The following is a 17924-nucleotide window of genomic DNA, read 5'->3' on the forward strand; positions in this document are numbered from 1 at the left end:
CAAAGTAGCGTCTGCTGTAGTTCTTGCAGAAGTTTCTGTTGCCAAATCATCAGCAATGGCAGCTTCGGCAGCTGTAGCACGAGTCACTTCATTGGCTAAATTAGTGGTCAAATTAGTGTCTGCTGTAGTTCTTGCAGAAGTTTCTGTAGCTAAGTCTGCAGCAATGGTAGCTTCAGCAGCTGTAGCACGAGTTAATTCGTTTGCCAAATTAGTTGTCAAAGTAGCATCAGCTGTAGTTCTTGCAGAAGTTTCTGTAGCTAAGTCCGCAGCAATGGCATCTTCAGCAGCTGTAGCACGAGTCACTTCATTTGATAAATTAATTGTCAAAGTAGCGTCTGCTGTAGTTCTTGCAGAAGTTTCTGTAGCTAAATCAGTAGCAATGGCAGCTTCAGCAGCTGTAGCACGAGTCACTTCATTAGCTAAATTATTTGATAAGACCAATAATTTTCCATCAACATACATTTTTACCGATTTTACACTCGGGTATTTAATATCAGAAGTTCCATCTGTAGTTAAATCAATTGATTTGTTGACCAAATCTTCTTTTAAATTTAATGCTGTTTGAGTAGCGTTACTAATTGGTTTATTCAAATCAGTTGTATTATCAACGTTTTCTATACCTAAATTCGTTCTAGCTCCTAAAAGAGTCGTTGCATTAGTACCTCCGTTTTCTATAGCAACAACACCAGTAACATTTTCAGCATTGATTGCCGAAAAAGCAAGAGGCGCATAACTAAATTCCTGATTGCTTATCTCAGTATAAGTAGCACAATTTCCATTGGTATTAATTCCAACTATCAAACTTTTCTTTGAAGAGTTCCAAACAATAGACTGAAATGAAGCAGCATATCCCGCAGTTTGTGTTCCTTTACCAATCACTAAGTTTACCATACCAAAACCATCCGTTTTGGTTTGTACTGTTTCCTGATATTCAACATTTGAAAATTCATCAACAAACTTGAATACCATACAAATATCCTTATTGACAACAGGGCTATTGGCATTATTTACTCCTGGTAATTGTTCTCCCTTAGGATTCATAATTATAGCCTGATAGCTTATTCCATTCGTTTGAGCTAAAGTTTGAGCTACTATAAAAAATACAAATAATACTATTATTTTTTTCATATTGAAATTAATTAATGTTGAAATGAACTCCTAACTCTAACTGATTGGTGTTAAATGATAATTTCTCTTTAGAAGTATTGGTAATATTTATACTCTGACAAAAATTATAGCCTAAGCTTAAAGCTCCGAAGGAAGAAATGGCATATTTAGCAGAAAATCCAATGGAAGATTGCAATATAATTCCTGAAAATTCTTTCTGCTGCTTTAAGTCATAATAGTTACCATTAATTTCCTGTTTACCATAAATCATAGTGGAACAATCCAAAGCTGTTTTAACTAAAAAATCAAAATCTTTTTTAGGTTTATTTTTACTAGACAACAAAGAATATAAGAATCCTCCATGAACACCAAGATACTGAGTATCCCAACGATAAGAATTGGCAGAATTCCCGCCTATTGCATTATAATCATTCAAGGAAAGTCCTAATTGATAAGAAACTTTTTTAATGCCCAACGGTTTTTCAAATCCAACTTCATAAAAACCACCTGTACCACTTTGAATATTTGGATTTACTTGAAGACTTTCGTCTTTATAAATGTACTTGGTATAATTTTTACCTGTTTTGAAATAAAGCTCTTGTGAAAAAAGAGGAATCGTAAGCAAAAAGAAGAAAATGAATAAGTAGTTTTTTATCATAGTTTAATTAATTTAGTATAGTATTTAAAGTTGGTGGTCTGTAGTTGAACTAAGTATTCTGAGCGAGGCAATTTAGCCAGTTCAATGGTCAAAATAGTATTCTCAATTTTGACTTCTTTTGAGAAAACCAATCGTCCACTGATGTCAAAAACATGAATCTCAATTGGATTAGGCATAAGTTGTGAAAACTCAAAATTAACAACATCCTTAAACGGGTTAGGATAAGTTCGGGTTACGATCTCAGTTTTTTCAGTAGAAGCAATATAACTTCCCCAAAGACTTTGCTGAAATCCTTGCATAACAATTTCTTTATTACTAGAATTACCAATAATGCTTTGTTGACCTATAGTTTGACTTATAATATAGCCCTCAGCAGTTTTTGTGGTTATTCCTTGTGAAGAAAGCATCTGATGATGTAATACTTGCCCATAAAAAGGAACGGTAAATAATATAAACAAATACCTCATAAAAATAATTTTAAACAAACTTAATCGATATTTTTATACATTTCATCGATATTTTAAAAAATACCAGATAAAAAACAGAATCAGTAACAACTTTTTAGTTTTTAGTAAGTACACAAACCATATTAAACACAAAAATCACATATAAAACTTTTATTTACAACAAATTACAACAACAAAACAATTAGCTTTCAACTAACAATTTTAAATTATTTGAAATAATTTTTCAATTTTTAGTAAGTCGGTAATTAAATAAATAAAAACTGCTACATTTGGAAACAGGCTGAAATTGTGTACAAAGTACCTTTTTAAAACCTTTAAAGAATTATTCTTATGCTTATGCCAAAAAACTAATAAAAAACCAAATGATTTCAAATTTACTTTGCATTATTACTGGAATACTGGGCTTAATAACTACCTTTCTAATCTTTGGAAGTTACAGATTAAACAGGATGATGAATGTGTATATGATGTTATTAATACTCGTTATTTCCTTACGTCATTTATTAATAGGTTTAACATATTTTATATCAACTCCTCTTTCTGTTCATTCTTTTTATAACAACACCTATGTCTATTCTAATTTTGCAACAGTTGTCATTCCTCTATTTTATTTGTACTTTAAAAATTTAGCCAGCAATAATAAAAAATTTAATCGCAAAGAATTATTGCATTTTGTTTTCCCAATAAGCTTCTTTTTTATAATAGTGCTACTTGATAAATTAGAGCTTATTACAATACAATTGGAAATTCTGCTTTACACCGTCTTTTTTGCTTATACAGCGTGTTATACCCTATTATGCTACCAACTATTAAAAAACACGATTTGGTCAATTAAAACGGAAACTAAAACCCTAAAAAAACAAAATGAATTAATAAAAAAATGGACAGCATTTTTATTCATAACAATCTGCATCATAAGCATTAGACTAATCGTTTCTATCCTGCTAAAGAGCTATAACGATGAACACATAAAAGGACTTAGCTACCAATGGATTTCCTCCTTGATTTGGTTATTTATTCTTATCAAAATATTGATTTCTCCCGAAATACTCTATGGATATGATATGCTTAGCCAAAAAATAAATGAAAACAGAAACAATGACCTCATCCTAAATACTCTCTGGAATACCTCCCCAAACATCGATTTAAACAACAGTCAACATTTAATTTTAAAAGAAAAAATAGATAAAAACATTTTGTCCTATATAGAACAAATTGAAAAATTATCTTTTGAATATCAATTATTCAGAGATCCTAATATGAAACTTAGCGATTTAGCAAACAAACTTAATGTTCCTAAAAGTCACCTGTCTTATTTATTCAAATACCACTGTACTATTTCATTTTCGGAATACAAAAAAACAATCCGAATTCACGATGCCATCAAACATATTGAACAGGATTATCTAAAAAACAACACTTTAGATTCATTATCAAAAGAAGTAGGTTTTACATCTTACAATCCTTTTTTTACCAGTTTTAAAGAAGTTGCCGGTGTCTCTCCTATTGAATATTCAAAGAATTTAAGTTTTGGAAATTAAAAAAAGCCGTTTCAAGTGTTATCTCGAAACGGCTTTTCTATTTTAAAATCACATTTATATTATTTCTTATAATACTTTCTGTACTTAGGATAAGTAATTGCTCCTATTAAAGCAATACCTCCCATAGAATAGTAAATCCAGTTTAACGAATGTGCCTCACCACTGGCATAGGAATGCAATCCTACCAAGTGGAAATTGACTCCGTAATAAGTAAACAATATGGATATAAAAGCAAACATACTCATCAGGTTGAAAATCCATTTCCCTCTTAAACTAGGAACAAAACGAGCATGAATTACAAAAGCATAGACCATAATACTAATTAATGCCCAAGTTTCTTTTGGATCCCAACCCCAGTAACGACCCCAGCTTTCGTTAGCCCATTGCCCGCCAAGGAAGTTTCCAATAGTCAACATAATCAATCCAATGGTCAATGCCATTTCGTTGATATAGCTAATCTCTTTGATGTTTAAATCCATCTTGGCTTTGTTCTTTTCGTTGGTAAAAAAGATTAACAGTAAGGCAACAAAACCTAATATCATTCCCAGTGCAAACGGCCCGTAACTCGCTACAATCACCGCAACGTGAATCATTAACCAATAGGAATTTAAAACCGGTTGTAAATTGGCAATTTCAGGATCAATCCAGTTCATGTAAGCTGCCATCAAAATCATAGCAGTCACAAAAGCAGAGGATGCCACAGTTAATTTTGATTTAATATCGAAGGCTAAACCAAAGAACATCGTAGCCCAGGAAACATATACAATCGATTCATAAGCATTACTCCATGGCGCATGACCGGAAATGTACCAACGGGCAATTAATCCTGCGGTATGCAATGCAAACAATAATCCAATGATAATGTGCATGCCGTTAACCAAATAGTTCAACGCTTTTCTTTCTTTAAATATTTTTAAAATAGTAAACAAAAGCATTAAAATGGCTGCTGTTAAATACCAATACGGTAATTTTTGGAAAACATCATATTTATTATATAAAATTTCCAATGTCACCTTATCTTCTGACGGCAATACTTTAGCACCAAATTTCTTCTGGAAACCATGCAAACTTTCTAATAATTCATCAGCATTTTTATAATCTCCGGACACTGAAGCATTGTTCAATGAACCAAAATACAACGGCAAAACACTTTTAGTATAAGTCGAATCCATACCTTTTAAACCGGCAGTTTCTAACTCGTTGAAAGCAATCCATTTATTATTAGGGTCGTTCGGAATTGGGAAAATCTTCAAAATCGTTCCGCTCAATGCCGATTCCATCAAGTTGACTTTTTTATCCGTTTCTACGAAATCTTTTTCAAACTGATTTGGATTAGCCGCCTGATAAGCTGCTTCTAAATAAGGAGATAATTTATAATTTCCCTGTCCGTCAAAAAAGGCAATAAAAGGCGCATATTTTGCTTTAGCGTCAATTCCAATAATTTTACGGATGCTGTCATTCCCGCTTTTGATATAAATCAATGGAACTTCAATCCACAACTGTGCATATTGTGACATCGACAAAAACACCTGATCGGAATTCATGCCTTTGTATTCGTTAGCATGACTTACTTTTCGCAATAATTCAGACGAAAAAGTATTAATTGGTTTCATCCTTCCGCCTGCATCCTGAATAATCAATCGACCAAATTGAGCTGCATGTTTTTCTGAAACCTTGTATTTTGTTATTAAAGAATCCAACTGTTTCTCTGTTGGAGCCACTCTTACAGGCATTTTCCCCGATTTGGTATTTTCACTATGAGCGTGATTGTGTTGCTGTTCGGTATGGTCATGATTGTGGTCGTGCCCTTCGTGATCGTGATCCTGAATTTGTGCAAAACCATTAAAACTCAGGAATAAAACTAAAACGGTAATTAATTTATCTTTTTTATCCTTAACGACATCCAATTTTCGTTTCAAATCAGCAAAACGGGAATGTTTGGTAAACATAATGGCCATTAACGAAAAGAACAACAGGAAATACCCCGCATAGGTAATGTTAGTTCCCCAAAAATCATGATTTACTGATAATATGGTACCTTTTTCATCTGGATCAAAGCCTGACTGGAAAAAACGATAGCCTTTGTGGTCTAAAACATGATTCATATAAATACGGGCATCAAATGGTTTTTCTGCCGAATCCAAAACTGTTACCTTACTTTCAAATGAAGAATAACTTTTCTCCGTTCCCGGATATTTTTGCGCAATAAAATCGTTTAATTTTACTTTAAAAGGCAAAATATAAGCCTTACTGCCATAAAATAATGAATATTCAATATTACCGATTTTCACTGTTTCAGGTTCGCCAGTTTTACCTTTCGAGCCTAAAATAGTAACTTCTTTTTCCTGTCCTTCGGCTTTAACAGTCAGAACTAAAGCATCTTCGTGAGTTTTCGCTTTGAAGTCATTATTGGATTCGTAATCAATAACACCTCTTACAGCAGGATCTGGAAAAACAATTCGAATATCACCTATGCTGTACAACGAACGCATCATCAACGGCTGCACTTTATCTTTAGAAACCTCACCCTGTAACTTATCAGCCATACGCATAAAGTTACCTTCAAAAGGTGTTTGAATTGTATAATTTACGCCGTCAAAATTAATATTGATAGCTCCATCAGTAGGTTTGTTTAATGCAAAAAGCACATTGTGAATATTTTGCACTTCGCCTTCTTTCAGAAAATGCTCCTCACGTCCGCCCGAACCTGCTTCGACTAATTTCATATACAAAGTCCCTTTGGCATCCGGTTTCACATACTCTTTAGCGCCCATGATAAAATTTTTGTACTTGATTTCAAAAGGCGTATCGGCAAATTGTCCTACAACACTAAAATCATTATTGGTTACCGGAGATAACAAAACTGCCTTTTCAAAAACCCTGCGTTTCATCTCGCCTTTGTATTCTCCATCAACAAAAACAGTCAGAAAGGTTTTATCCGAATAAAACTGGTTTTCGGTAGCGTTTTCACGAATAGGCATCATGCCCTCATAACTGATATAACGGGTTATAAAAGCACCCAAAAGAATAAAAATAAAAGCCAAATGCAGCAATAAAGTAGCCCATTTTTCTTTTTTTAACAACTGATAACGCTTGATATTTCCAATGAAATTAACCATAAAAAACACCATAATTCCTTCAAACCACCAGGTGTTATAAACCCAAATTCGGGCCGTATCGGTATTGTATTTACTTTCGATGAAGGTTCCTGCTGCCATTGCTACTGCAAAAGCCAGAAAAAGAAAAGCCATTAAGCGGGTAGAAAATAAAAAAGAGTATATTTTTTTATCCATTTGTAAGGAATTGTGTTTTGTAAAAGTGCCACAAAAGTACTTAAAAATGTTGACTTCTAAAGTCAGGCAATTGTTAATTAAAATCCAAAATTAAGACACTGAAAACCTATTTATTGTTCTTTTTTTGGGCGTGCTCTTGTTGCAGAACTTTTTCGGGAAAATAGCTTTTTTTCTCAGCAACAAGGTCGGGTGATACGCTGTATTTTTTATTCCACTGCGTTCCATAAAAAGATGCCGCTCCTCCCCCTCACGAAAATTTCACAAAGAGAGGTTTGTTATACAAAAAACACTTTTTGTAAGACTATTTTAATATATTTGAAAAGAATGCAGCAAACATCAAAAAAAGTCACTTCTCTATAAATTTATGAAACAATATTACTCCATAATTTTAAGCTTAATATTTTTTAATTGTTTAGGCCAGAAAACAAATCAAAATATCAATTCAAATTCAATCAAAAAACAAGTTGAATTATTTGAGTTTGAACTAAAATCTAACATAATAAAACCAACATTTTCAACTATTACAGACTCTGTTTCATTTTTTGATTCTAAACTAAAAATCAAGACTATTAAAAACAAAAATCATTTTCAAATTAAAATAAACGGAAATAAAATTGAAACTGACAAATATCTAACTTTAAATGATGTTTGGAACAAAAAAGATTCAATCAATTACGCAAATCAAATTTCTCAAGTTAAATATTACAAACCCTTAAATTTATTAATACTCCAACTCGATTTTTATCCTTGTACTGGACTTGGTTGTGCTGTTAATTATCAATTAATTTATGATTTAAGTTCAAAAAAAACATATCCATTTGGAAGATTTCGAACAGGATTTGACATGAATTTATACAAGTTTAAAAATGACATTTATTATTTAAGTAAAAGTTTTTATGGTAGAAATGCTCAACTAAAAGATACTATCATTTACAACCTTTATAAAATAAAACCAAAATCTATTCCCCAGAGAGATGAAAAATATTTTGCAAAGTTCACATATGAAGATGAGAATTATGAAAATGAAACAAGCTTTACTAGAAAATGGATACAATAGCTCCATAACTTCTGGCTCGATTTCATCGAGTGCCTACTTAAATTAAAAAAACCAAATATTATATGCTATACCTAATATCCTTTTTATTACTATTTATACCAACAGTTTTCCAATACAAAATGGGAAATAAGGCATTAAACAAATCAATCAGTACTAATTATATTGTAATTTGTATTTTAAGTTTTTTTATGCAGCTGATTTTTACTTTTATAAGTTTTATTACTGTAATATTTGCCATAACAAATAGTGGAATTAAATGTGCTACAGGTGCCATTGGAATTATCCCAATCAGCATTATTATCTCACTTTTTATGATTCTAATCATTATTTTCCAACTAATCCGTAAAAAACAAAAAACAAAATAAACCCCACAATAAGTCAAAAAATAATCGCCATTTGTAACGAAAAAATTGAAAAGAAAGGAGAAAACGTCGGGCTTTCCTTTTATGCTTTCTTTGCCAATAAAAACGATAATCCCAAACTTTTAATGGAAGTGGCTGAGTGGTGGATTATGAAACACCAACTCGATCATTTTGAAAAAGCAGTAAAAATTAGAGAAATGGTGGAAAATGGATTGTAATTTTTTTTAACCGCAAAGAGAGCGAAGTTTTCCGCAAAGGTCTCTAACCTTAGAATTTAAAAATAATCTGCTAATCTGCGGTAAAAGTTCTAACCGCACAATGCTTTCGCAAAGATCTCAAAGATTAATATTAAAAAAATCTGTGGAAATTTCAGCGCAATGATTGTAAAAAATTAATTCGTGACCCGAGCGAAAGCGAATAGACGAAGTAATTCGTGGCTAAAAATCCAACCGCAAATTCGCAAATTTTTCCGCAAAGTTCATTTTAAAAACTTCTTTTTGTTATTGAAATTGATATTGATTATTGCTATTGAAATTGATTATTGCAACTTAATTCTTCAAACAACTTTTCAAAATACTTACCGGATGTTGTGCTTTTCGGCTGGTTCCGTCAAAAATCTGGTGACGACAGGAAGTTCCAGCTGCCGAAATAGCCACATTTTCATCAGTAGCTCTGATTTTTGGGAATAGAGTATCTTCGCCCATTTTCATACTTATTTCGTAGTGTTCTTCTTCATAACCAAAAGAACCCGCCATACCGCAACAACCCGAATTGTAAATGGTAACCGAATTGTTTTTAGGTACATTCAGCATTGTAAAAGTAGCTTCAACGGCGCTCAGCGATTTCTGATGGCAATGTCCGTGAATTTTAATTTGCTTTTCGTTAGTAGAGAATTGTCCCGCATGAATTCGTCCTGCCACAATTTCTTTTTTGAAAAACTCTTCAATAGTCAGCACGTTTTTGGCCAGTTTTTCGGCAGCAGTTTTATCTTCTGCCAAGCGTAAATATTCGTCTCTAAAAGTCAATATCGCCGAAGGTTCAATTCCAATAAGCTGACAATCATCACTGATAATTGGAGCAAAAGTGGCCACGTTTTTAATGGCAATCATCTTTGCTTCTTCCAGAAATCCTTTCGAAATATAAGCTCTACCGCTTTCTTCATGATCGACAACCAGGACTTCGTAACCCAACTGCGTCAACAATTCGAAAGCATCAATCCCAACATTCACATCGTAATAATTGGTAAACTCATCGCAAAACAAGACTACTTTTCCATTTGGATATTTCTTATTGCCATTGTTATTGTTATTGCTAAGCCATTTTCTAAACGTTTGTTTTGCCAAATGCGGCACTTCACGCTCGGGAGCAATTCCCATGGCTTTTTTTACCAAAGAAAGGTTGGAAACAATATTAGTCAAAGATGGAAACATACTTCCCATCTTATTCATTTTAGCATTGTTAGCAAAGAGTTTATTGCGTAACGAAAAACCATTCGTTTTTTGGTATTGGTACAAAAATTCGGCTTTTAAGGTCGCCACATCTACATTAGACGGGCATTCGCTGGCGCATGCTTTACAGCTCACGCACAACTCAAAAACTTCGTATAATTCCTTATGATCGAATTTATTATCTTTATCCGAATGCGTTAAATATTCACGTAAAGCATTCGCACGGGCGCGAGTCGTGTCTTTCTCATTACGGGTAGCTCGATAACTAGGACACAAAGTTCCTCCCGCCGAAGGCATTTTTCGACAATCGCCCGAACCATTGCATTTTTCGGCAGCTCTCAAAATCCCCATACTGTCTGAGAAATCCTGAATGGTTTGGATATCCGGTTCTACCCTGTCGGTTTCAAAACGGAAATTTTCATCCATTTTTAAGGCATTAACAATTTTACCCATATTCAACACCGAATTCGGGTCGAATGCTAATTTGAGTCTTTTTAGTAATTCATAGTTTTTTTCACCAATCATAAAAGGCAAAAATTCTCCTCTTACAATTCCGTCTCCATGTTCCCCACTTAAGGAACCACGGTATTTTTTAACCAAAATAGCCACTTCGGTAGCAATATTTCTAAATTGGTAAACCCCTTCTTTGGTCTTTAAATTCAGCACAGGACGCAGGTGCAATTCACCCGCACCCGCATGCGCATAATAAATCGCTGATTGTCCATGGCGTTCCATCATAGCCGAAAAATCGGCAATATAAGCCGGTAAATCGCTCAATTCTACCGCTGTATCTTCGATAGAATCGGCTGCTTTATCATCGCCTACAATACTTCCTAAAAGTCCAAGACCCGCTTTACGGAGTTCGTTTACTTTTTCCACATCGGCACCATATAACTTTACCGAGGCGTAACCAAAATTATTGTCTTCTAAATCTTTAATCAAAGCTTCCGCCTGTTTTTCGGCTTCTTCCATACTGATATAAGAACCTACTTCAAACATCATAATCGCTTTGGGTTCACCCTGAATAAAAAAGCGGTTTTTACTCTGTTCTTTGTTGTGTTTGGTACAATCCAAGATGGTATCATCAATCATTTCACAGGTGTACAAATGGTGTTTCATAGCCACCATCACTGCTTCTAAACTCTCCTGAATACTATTAAAATGGGTCACCACCATAATATTATTCGACGGAGGTAAATCGTCCACTTTTAAGGTTATTTCAGTTGTAAAAGCCAATGTTCCTTCGCTTCCGCAAAGTAATTTTCCAACATTAATTGTGGGCTCCGCTCCCCCAAATAAATCCGATTTCAATAAAACATCAACAGCATAACCGGTATTTCTTCGGTGAATTTCAGGTTTAGGAAATTCGTTCTTGATTTCCTGCTGATTGGCTTCATTTGATAATTCTTCGTATAAATTTCTATAAATCGAACTTTCTAGTGAATCGCCTTTGGTTTTTTCAATAAATTCAGCCGAAGTAATCGTATTAAAAACTGCTATTGAGCCATCGGCCAACACGGTTTTGATCTCAACAATCTTATCACGGGTCACTCCATAACGAATGGAAGTTGTCCCGGATGAATTATTCCCCACCATTCCGCCAATCATACAACGATTAGAAGTGGAAGTATTGGGTCCGAAAAACACACCATGTGGTTTTAAATACAAATTCAATTCGTCCCGAATCACTCCCGGCTGTACGGTAACCGTTTTATTTTCGGCATCAAAATTTAAGATATTCGTAAAATATTTGGATACATCTACTACAATTCCGTCACCAATAGTTTGTCCGGCTAAGGAAGTTCCGGCGGTTCTGGGAATCAGGGTTGTTTTATTGGCAATAGCATATTTTACTAGTCGAACTATGTCTTCCACCGATTTTGGCAATGCCACTGCTAAAGGAATGATACGATATGCCGAAGCATCAGTAGCGTATAAAGTTTTATGGAGATTATCATATAAAAGTGTTCCTTCTAACGAATTGGCCAATTGCTCTAATGAATGTGTATGAGACATAATTAAACTATCTTTTGTGTATTTAATACAGTTCTAAAAATTATTTGACAAATATAAATATATCGGTTTTTAAAAAAACATAAATAAGCTATTTAATATTTTTAACTCATTAATCAATAAACCACTTCTCACCAGAGCCCTGATGTATTAACCGCAAATTGCTTCGCCGATTCGCTATTGCTCGGGTCGCAAATTTTATTTTTGATCTGAAAATCTTTGATAAAAATTCACAAATTTGAAAATAATTTTCTAGTTGTATTAATCGCCTTTGGCGATATTCGCAAATCAAAGCTTATAAAATTACTTTCATCATGAATTTTAAATTAGTTTTAAAAATTTGCGACCCGAGCAATAGCGAATCGGCGAAGCAATTTGCGGTTATTAAAACAATTTGTATGTTTTTAACTGAAAGAAAAAAACAGTCTTTTTTGTTTTGGCAAAAAAATTGTAATGCTTAAAACTACAGAAAAATTAATCCTGATTTATCCGCTAAACTTCACTAAAAAAACTATTTTTGGTAACTCTAAAACACCGCATTCAATGAGTCATAAAAATCCAATCTGCTTATTTATCTCCGTTTTGTTGCTGTCTTTTGGCTACAGCCAGGCACAAAACAAAACCATTAATCCAAAAAACGAATTCAGAGCCGTATGGATTGCAACCGTTGCCAATATTGACTGGCCTGTAAAAAACACCGATTCGGTAGCCAAACAAAAAGCCGATTTTATTGAAATCTTAGAAACTTATAAAAAACTGAATTACAATGTGGTTATTGTACAAATTCGCTCTGCCGGCGATGCCATGTATCCAACTAATTTAGCGCCATGGTCTAAATATTTAACCGGAAAACAGGGATTAGCACCTTATCCTTTTTATGACCCTTTGGACTGGATGATTACCGAAGCTCATAATCGGGGATTTGAATTTCATGCCTGGCTGAATCCTTACAGAGCAAGTATGGATTTGAACACCTCCGAATTAAGCCGAAGCCATGATGTAATCAAACATCCTGAATGGATGATTAAATACGATGGAAAATACTACTACAATCCCGCTTTACCGGAAGTTCAGGCACATTTAATTAATGTTGTTGATGAAGTAGTGACAAAATATGATGTGGATGCCATTCATTTTGACGACTATTTTTATCCATACAGAGTACCGGGAAAAGCTTTTAATGATACTGCTTCTTATAAAAAATACGGAAAAGGGATGAGTTTGGAAGACTGGCGCAGAGATAATGTCAACACCTATCTAAAAAACACTTTTGATGCTATCAAAAAACTAAAACCCTGGGTGCAGTTTGGCATTAGTCCGTTTGGTGTTTGGAGAAACAAATCGGTTGACCCGAGAGGTTCTGACACACAGGCCGGACAAACCAATTACGACGATTTGTATGCCGACCCAATGGCATGGATGGAAGGCAATTACATCGATTACCTCTTACCGCAATTGTACTGGAGCATCGAACACAAAACGGCTTCTTATGCCAAATTATTAAAATGGTGGTCTGAAAACACCAATGAAAACACAGCCCTTTATATTGGAAACGGCACCTATAAAATCAATAACGATTCGGATAAAAAATGGTTCAATCCCAACGAAATCCCAAATCAAATTGATTTGACCCGAACCTATGCTAACGTGAACGGAAATGCTTTTTTTAGTGCCAAATGGTTTGTAAACAAAAATAAAGTAGTAACACAATTGCTAAAAGACAACCAATACCAATATCCGGCTTTGCCTTATGTTGTTCCAAATTCCAGACAAGAAGTTAAAGATGTTCCCAATGTAATGAACATCAACAATCAAAGCGATAGTACGCTGATTAGTTTGAGTTTTCCAACCCAAAGTAAAATTCGCTATGTAATGGTTTATGGAGTAACCGACAAAAATCTGATTAATGTTAATGATCCAAGTCAGATTATTGACAAAATAGCTTTTAAAGAAACCAAAGACAGTATTACCATCAAAATACCAAAACTCTATCTGGAAAAACACAACAATTGTGCATTGACTTTTATAGATTATTTTGGAAATGAAAGTCAGGCAACATTATTAAAGGCAAACAATAAAAACCTAAAAACAAATGAAGACAGATAATAACCCTTGGTATTGGATACCCTTATTAAATTTTGCTTCGGGTTTTCCGTATGTAATTATCATTTCGGTTTCGGTGTTAATGTATAAAAACCTTGGAATCAGCAATGAAGATATTGGTTTATACACCAGCTTGTTGTATCTTCCGTGGGTAATTAAACCCTTGTGGAGTCCGTTTATTGATTTACACGGAACCAAACGAAAATGGTTTTTAACCATGCAACTATTCATTTCTATTGCCTTTTTAGTTGTGGGGTTTATTATCCCGACAAGCCAGTTTTTCATGATGAGTCTGGCTATTTTTTGGGTCGCAGCCTTTGCCTCGGCTTCTAATGATGTTGCCAGTGACGGTTTTTATTTATTGGCTTTAACCAAAGACCAACAATCTTTCTTTTTAGGAATCAGAAGTACTTTTTACAGAGCTTCGATGTTAACCGGAAACGGATTAATTATTTTATTAGCGGGTTATTTGGAACATCAGTACAATGACAATCAAAAAGCCTGGTCATACACCATGATTTTTGTTGGATTGGTGATGACTTTTTTAACGATTTACAACTACTTTGCTACTCCCAAAACGGAATTACCAATCAAAGCAGGAGAAACGGAAGAGAAAAATTTTGCCACCGTTTTTATCAGTTTTTTTAAAAAGAAACAAATCGGATTGATACTGGCTTTTATTCTCTTATTCCGTTTGGGAGAATCACAACTATTGAAAATGCTGACACCTTTTTTAGTCGATAAAACTGACGTGGGCGGATTGGGATTAGAAACTGAAGATGTGGGAATTATTTATGGTACTTTCGGATTGATTGCACTTACAATTGGCGGAATTTTAGGCGGAATTGCTATTTCTAAACAGGGTTTAGGAAAATGGATGTTGCCTATGATATTGATTATGCACCTGCCTATTCTGGGTTTTGTACTACTGTCTCATTTTCACCCAGCCTCTGTTTACTATATTTATGTAGTGGTTATTCTGGAGCAATTCGGTTACGGATTTGGTTTTGCTGCTTTCATGATGTATTTAATCTATGTTGCCGAAGGCGAATCGAAAACTTCCCATTACGCTATTGCAACCGGCTTTATGGCACTCGGAATGATGCTTCCGGGCATGGCAAGTGGCTACATTCAGGAATATTTAGGTTATGGTAATTTCTTTATTTGGGTTTTCCTTGCCACCATTCCGGGATTGATTTTATCACGATTTTTAGTTTTCCCAAAGGATTTTGGGAAGAAAGTAGAAGAAAAAAAATAGTTTGTACGCTGATGAAACGGATTTACTTCGTAAAGAAGCTGATAAAAACAGATTTTTTTTAATTTTTCAAACAAATAATGACACGAAAAGTAATCAGATAAAAACAGATTAAAAATCCGTTTTTATCTGTGTTTTCGCTTTTGCGAATCCGTTTTATCCGTGTACCATCAATTCTAAATCTTATGACATTAGAACAAAAAATAGGACAATTCTTTTTTCCGGCTGTTTTTATCAATGACAGCGAAGAAAACATCCAGGCAACTGAAGAACTCATTAGAAAATACAATATTGGCGGATTGACTTTTTTTCACAGTCGCGCCAGTGCAGCGACTAATTACGAATCCAAGAAAAAAATTGAATTTAACGACGACAGTTACATTCGATTAAAAGAATTAATTGTCCGTTATCAAAAATGTGCTCCTACTCCACTTTTGATGAGTATTGATGCCGAATGGGGATTAGCCATGCGTGTCGAAAAAACACCGCAATATCCTTATGCTATTACACTGGGAGCTTTGCCTGATGATAAAAAAGACTTGGTTTATGAAGTTGGAAAACAAATCGCTTTGGACTTAAAATCGGCGGGAATTCATTACAATTTGGCTCCTTTGGCTGATATCAATAATAATCCAAATAATCCTGTGATTGGTTACCGCTCTTTTGGTGAAAACAAAGAAAAAGTGGCCGATTTTGCGTTGGAATATTTACGCGGAATGAGCGATGAAGGAGTTTTAGGCTGTTTGAAACATTTCCCGGGTCACGGAAATACCAATATAGATTCTCATTTAGGTTTGCCTGTTTTAGAAGAAAACCTGGAACAATTGCTGGCTAATGAACTATATCCGTTTATTAAAGGAATCAAGAACAATGTCGATTCGATTATGATTGGGCATTTGGCTGTTCCCGCTTTAAATGAAGGAAAAAACACTTCGGCAACTTTGTCTAAGAATATTATTGAAAAGCTTTTAAGAAAGCAATTGGGTTACGATGGTTTGGTGATTTCTGATGCTTTGAACATGCACAGCGTTTCTAAATTGTATGACATCAAAGGCCAACTGGAATGGGAAGCTTTCAATGCCGGAAACGATGTATTGTGTTTTGCCGAAAATGTTCCGGAAGGCATTCAGGCAATTTTAGAAAATGCTTCTCCGGAAAGAATTGAAGAGAGTTTTAATCGAATTTGGAAATGCAAGGAAAAAGCAGGCATTATTTCTGAAAACCAACCAAAAGGAAATTTAGATTTTGAAAAAGCTACAGCTTTAAACCAACAAATTGCCAAATACAGCATTACAAAAATTATTGATACTATTACTTTCGAAAACATTCAAAAAGCCAATAGCGAGAAAAAAGTAGCACAATTGTCTATCTACAAAAATGCGGAAAATCATTTTTCAAAAACCATTAATTCCAAATTACATTGCCCTCAATTTGCGATGGAATCGATTGTAGATTTTGATTTTGCAACTTTCGAAAAAACAGCAACATCTTTTGATTATCTGATTGTTTCGTTATTTATTCCCAAAGCAAAACCTCTAAATCGCTTTGAAATCGATGAAGCGGTTTTCAACTTATTAGAAAAATTATTAGCAACTAAAAAATGCGTGATTTATGTATTTGGAAATCCTTATGCCCTGCCTTTAATCTCTAATTTAAGCAAGGCTTCAAGACTTATTCAGGTCTATCAGGATTTTAGCGAATTCCAAATTAATGCAGCCAATCAATTTTTATTGAATTCGGAATGCACAGGAAAACTACCTGTTTCAATTGAAATTCAATAACTTAATTATCAAAACAATTTTAAAATAACTAAAACTTATTATCAAATAAATATTAATAATCAACTACTATTGCTATAAAACTTTTATAAAACTTATTTTTGCGCCATCAAATAATAACTTTTAAAATAAATAATATGTCTTTAGTAGGAAAAAAATTCCCAAGTATTACAGTTGACGCCATTTCTGAAATGGGAGATAACTTAAAAATCAACATCTTTGAAGAAGCAGTAAACAACAACAAAAAAGTACTTTTATTTTGGTACCCAAAAGATTTTACTTTTGTTTGTCCAACTGAATTACACGCTTTTCAAGCTGCTTTACCGGAATTTGAAAAAAGAAATACTATCGTAATTGGTGCTTCTTGTGATACTAACGAAGTGCATTTTGCATGGTTAAACACAGCAAAAAACAACGGTGGAATTGAAGGAGTAACTTACCCACTTTTAGCTGATACAACAAGAAATTTATCTGCTGCTTTAGGAATCTTGGATGCAGAAGCAGGTGCTTACAACGAAGATGCTGATACATATTTAGTAGAAGGTTCTAACGTGACTTACAGAGCTACTTATTTAATTGACGAAACTGGAAAGATTTTCCACGAAAGTGTTAACGATATGCCATTAGGTCGTAACGTAAACGAATATTTACGTTTAGTAGATGCTTACACGCACGTACAAACTAAAGGTGAAGTTTGTCCAGCTAACTGGGAAGAAGGAAAAGAAGCTATGTCTGCTGACAGAGTTAGTACTGCTGCTTACTTGAGCGCTAACTAAGAATAAATTCCAATCCCGAAGTTTCGGGATAAAATTCCAAATTCCAATTTTGGGATTTGGAATTTT

The 17924-nt window shown here is 34.1% G+C and carries 12 protein-coding genes; 7 read left to right on the forward strand and 5 right to left on the reverse strand.

Going from position 1 to position 17924, the window contains the following annotated elements:
- From IEV84_RS15125 to IEV84_RS15135, 3 genes are all read right to left on the reverse strand, one after another.
- Positions 1-1128: hypothetical protein (locus tag IEV84_RS15125; RefSeq protein WP_229732708.1), on the reverse strand; the 1128-nt coding region annotated here is incomplete at its 3' end.
- Positions 1129-1135: 7 nt separating this feature from the next.
- Positions 1136-1765, reverse strand: coding sequence for a hypothetical protein (locus IEV84_RS15130; protein ID WP_188495442.1), 630 nt, complete (start codon positions 1763-1765; stop codon positions 1136-1138).
- A complete protein-coding gene (locus tag IEV84_RS15135; RefSeq protein WP_188495444.1) occupies positions 1762-2232 on the reverse strand; it encodes a T9SS type A sorting domain-containing protein in 471 nt (156 codons plus the stop codon). The genes IEV84_RS15130 and IEV84_RS15135 overlap by 4 nt, the downstream gene beginning before the upstream one ends.
- Before the next feature lie 362 nt (positions 2233-2594).
- On the opposite strand from IEV84_RS15135, the gene IEV84_RS15140 reads away from it, so the two are divergent.
- The gene (locus IEV84_RS15140; protein WP_188495446.1) at positions 2595-3773 is read left to right on the forward strand and encodes a helix-turn-helix domain-containing protein; all 1179 of its coding nucleotides are present in this window, start codon (positions 2595-2597) and stop codon (positions 3771-3773) included.
- A 59-nt stretch (positions 3774-3832) separates the two neighbouring features.
- On the opposite strand, the gene IEV84_RS15145 is transcribed toward IEV84_RS15140, so the two are convergent.
- Positions 3833-7066, reverse strand: coding sequence for a cytochrome c biogenesis protein CcsA (locus tag IEV84_RS15145; protein ID WP_188495455.1), 3234 nt, complete (start codon positions 7064-7066; stop codon positions 3833-3835).
- A 364-nt stretch (positions 7067-7430) separates the two neighbouring features.
- Between IEV84_RS15145 and IEV84_RS15150 the strand changes: the two genes are divergently transcribed.
- Both IEV84_RS15150 and IEV84_RS15155 read left to right on the forward strand, forming a co-directional pair.
- A complete protein-coding gene (locus IEV84_RS15150) occupies positions 7431-8123 on the forward strand; it encodes a hypothetical protein (RefSeq protein WP_188495457.1) in 693 nt (230 codons plus the stop codon).
- A gap of 409 nt (positions 8124-8532) precedes the next feature.
- Positions 8533-8703, forward strand: coding sequence for a DUF6500 family protein (locus IEV84_RS15155; protein ID WP_229732716.1), 171 nt, complete (start codon positions 8533-8535; stop codon positions 8701-8703).
- Positions 8704-9033: 330 nt separating this feature from the next.
- On the opposite strand, the gene IEV84_RS15160 is transcribed toward IEV84_RS15155, so the two are convergent.
- Complete coding sequence (locus tag IEV84_RS15160) at positions 9034-11949, reverse strand: FAD-binding and (Fe-S)-binding domain-containing protein (RefSeq protein WP_188495459.1); 2916 nt, start codon at positions 11947-11949, stop codon at positions 9034-9036.
- 450 nt (positions 11950-12399) lie between these two features.
- Between IEV84_RS15160 and IEV84_RS15165 the strand changes: the two genes are divergently transcribed.
- The 4 genes from IEV84_RS15165 to IEV84_RS15180 all read left to right on the forward strand — a co-directional run bounded on the left by IEV84_RS15165 (position 12400) and on the right by IEV84_RS15180 (position 17858).
- Complete coding sequence (locus IEV84_RS15165; protein WP_229732709.1) at positions 12400-14052, forward strand: glycoside hydrolase family 10-like protein; 1653 nt, start codon at positions 12400-12402, stop codon at positions 14050-14052.
- Positions 14039-15307, forward strand: a complete 1269-nt coding sequence (locus IEV84_RS15170) for an MFS transporter (RefSeq protein ID WP_188495460.1) — start codon at positions 14039-14041, stop codon at positions 15305-15307. Before IEV84_RS15165 ends, IEV84_RS15170 begins: the two co-directional genes overlap by 14 nt.
- Before the next feature lie 182 nt (positions 15308-15489).
- Positions 15490-17085: a glycoside hydrolase family 3 protein gene (locus IEV84_RS15175; RefSeq protein WP_188495462.1), complete on the forward strand. Its 1596-nt coding sequence runs from the start codon at positions 15490-15492 to the stop codon at positions 17083-17085.
- 134 nt (positions 17086-17219) lie between these two features.
- On the forward strand, positions 17220-17858 hold the full coding sequence (locus tag IEV84_RS15180; RefSeq protein ID WP_188495464.1) for a peroxiredoxin: 639 nt from the start codon (positions 17220-17222) through the stop codon (positions 17856-17858).
- The last annotated feature ends 66 nt before the right edge of the window (positions 17859-17924 follow it).

Origin of the sequence: Flavobacterium palustre, assembly GCF_014639535.1 — a bacterium.
GTDB classification, from domain to species: Bacteria; Bacteroidota; Bacteroidia; order Flavobacteriales; family Flavobacteriaceae; genus Flavobacterium; species Flavobacterium palustre.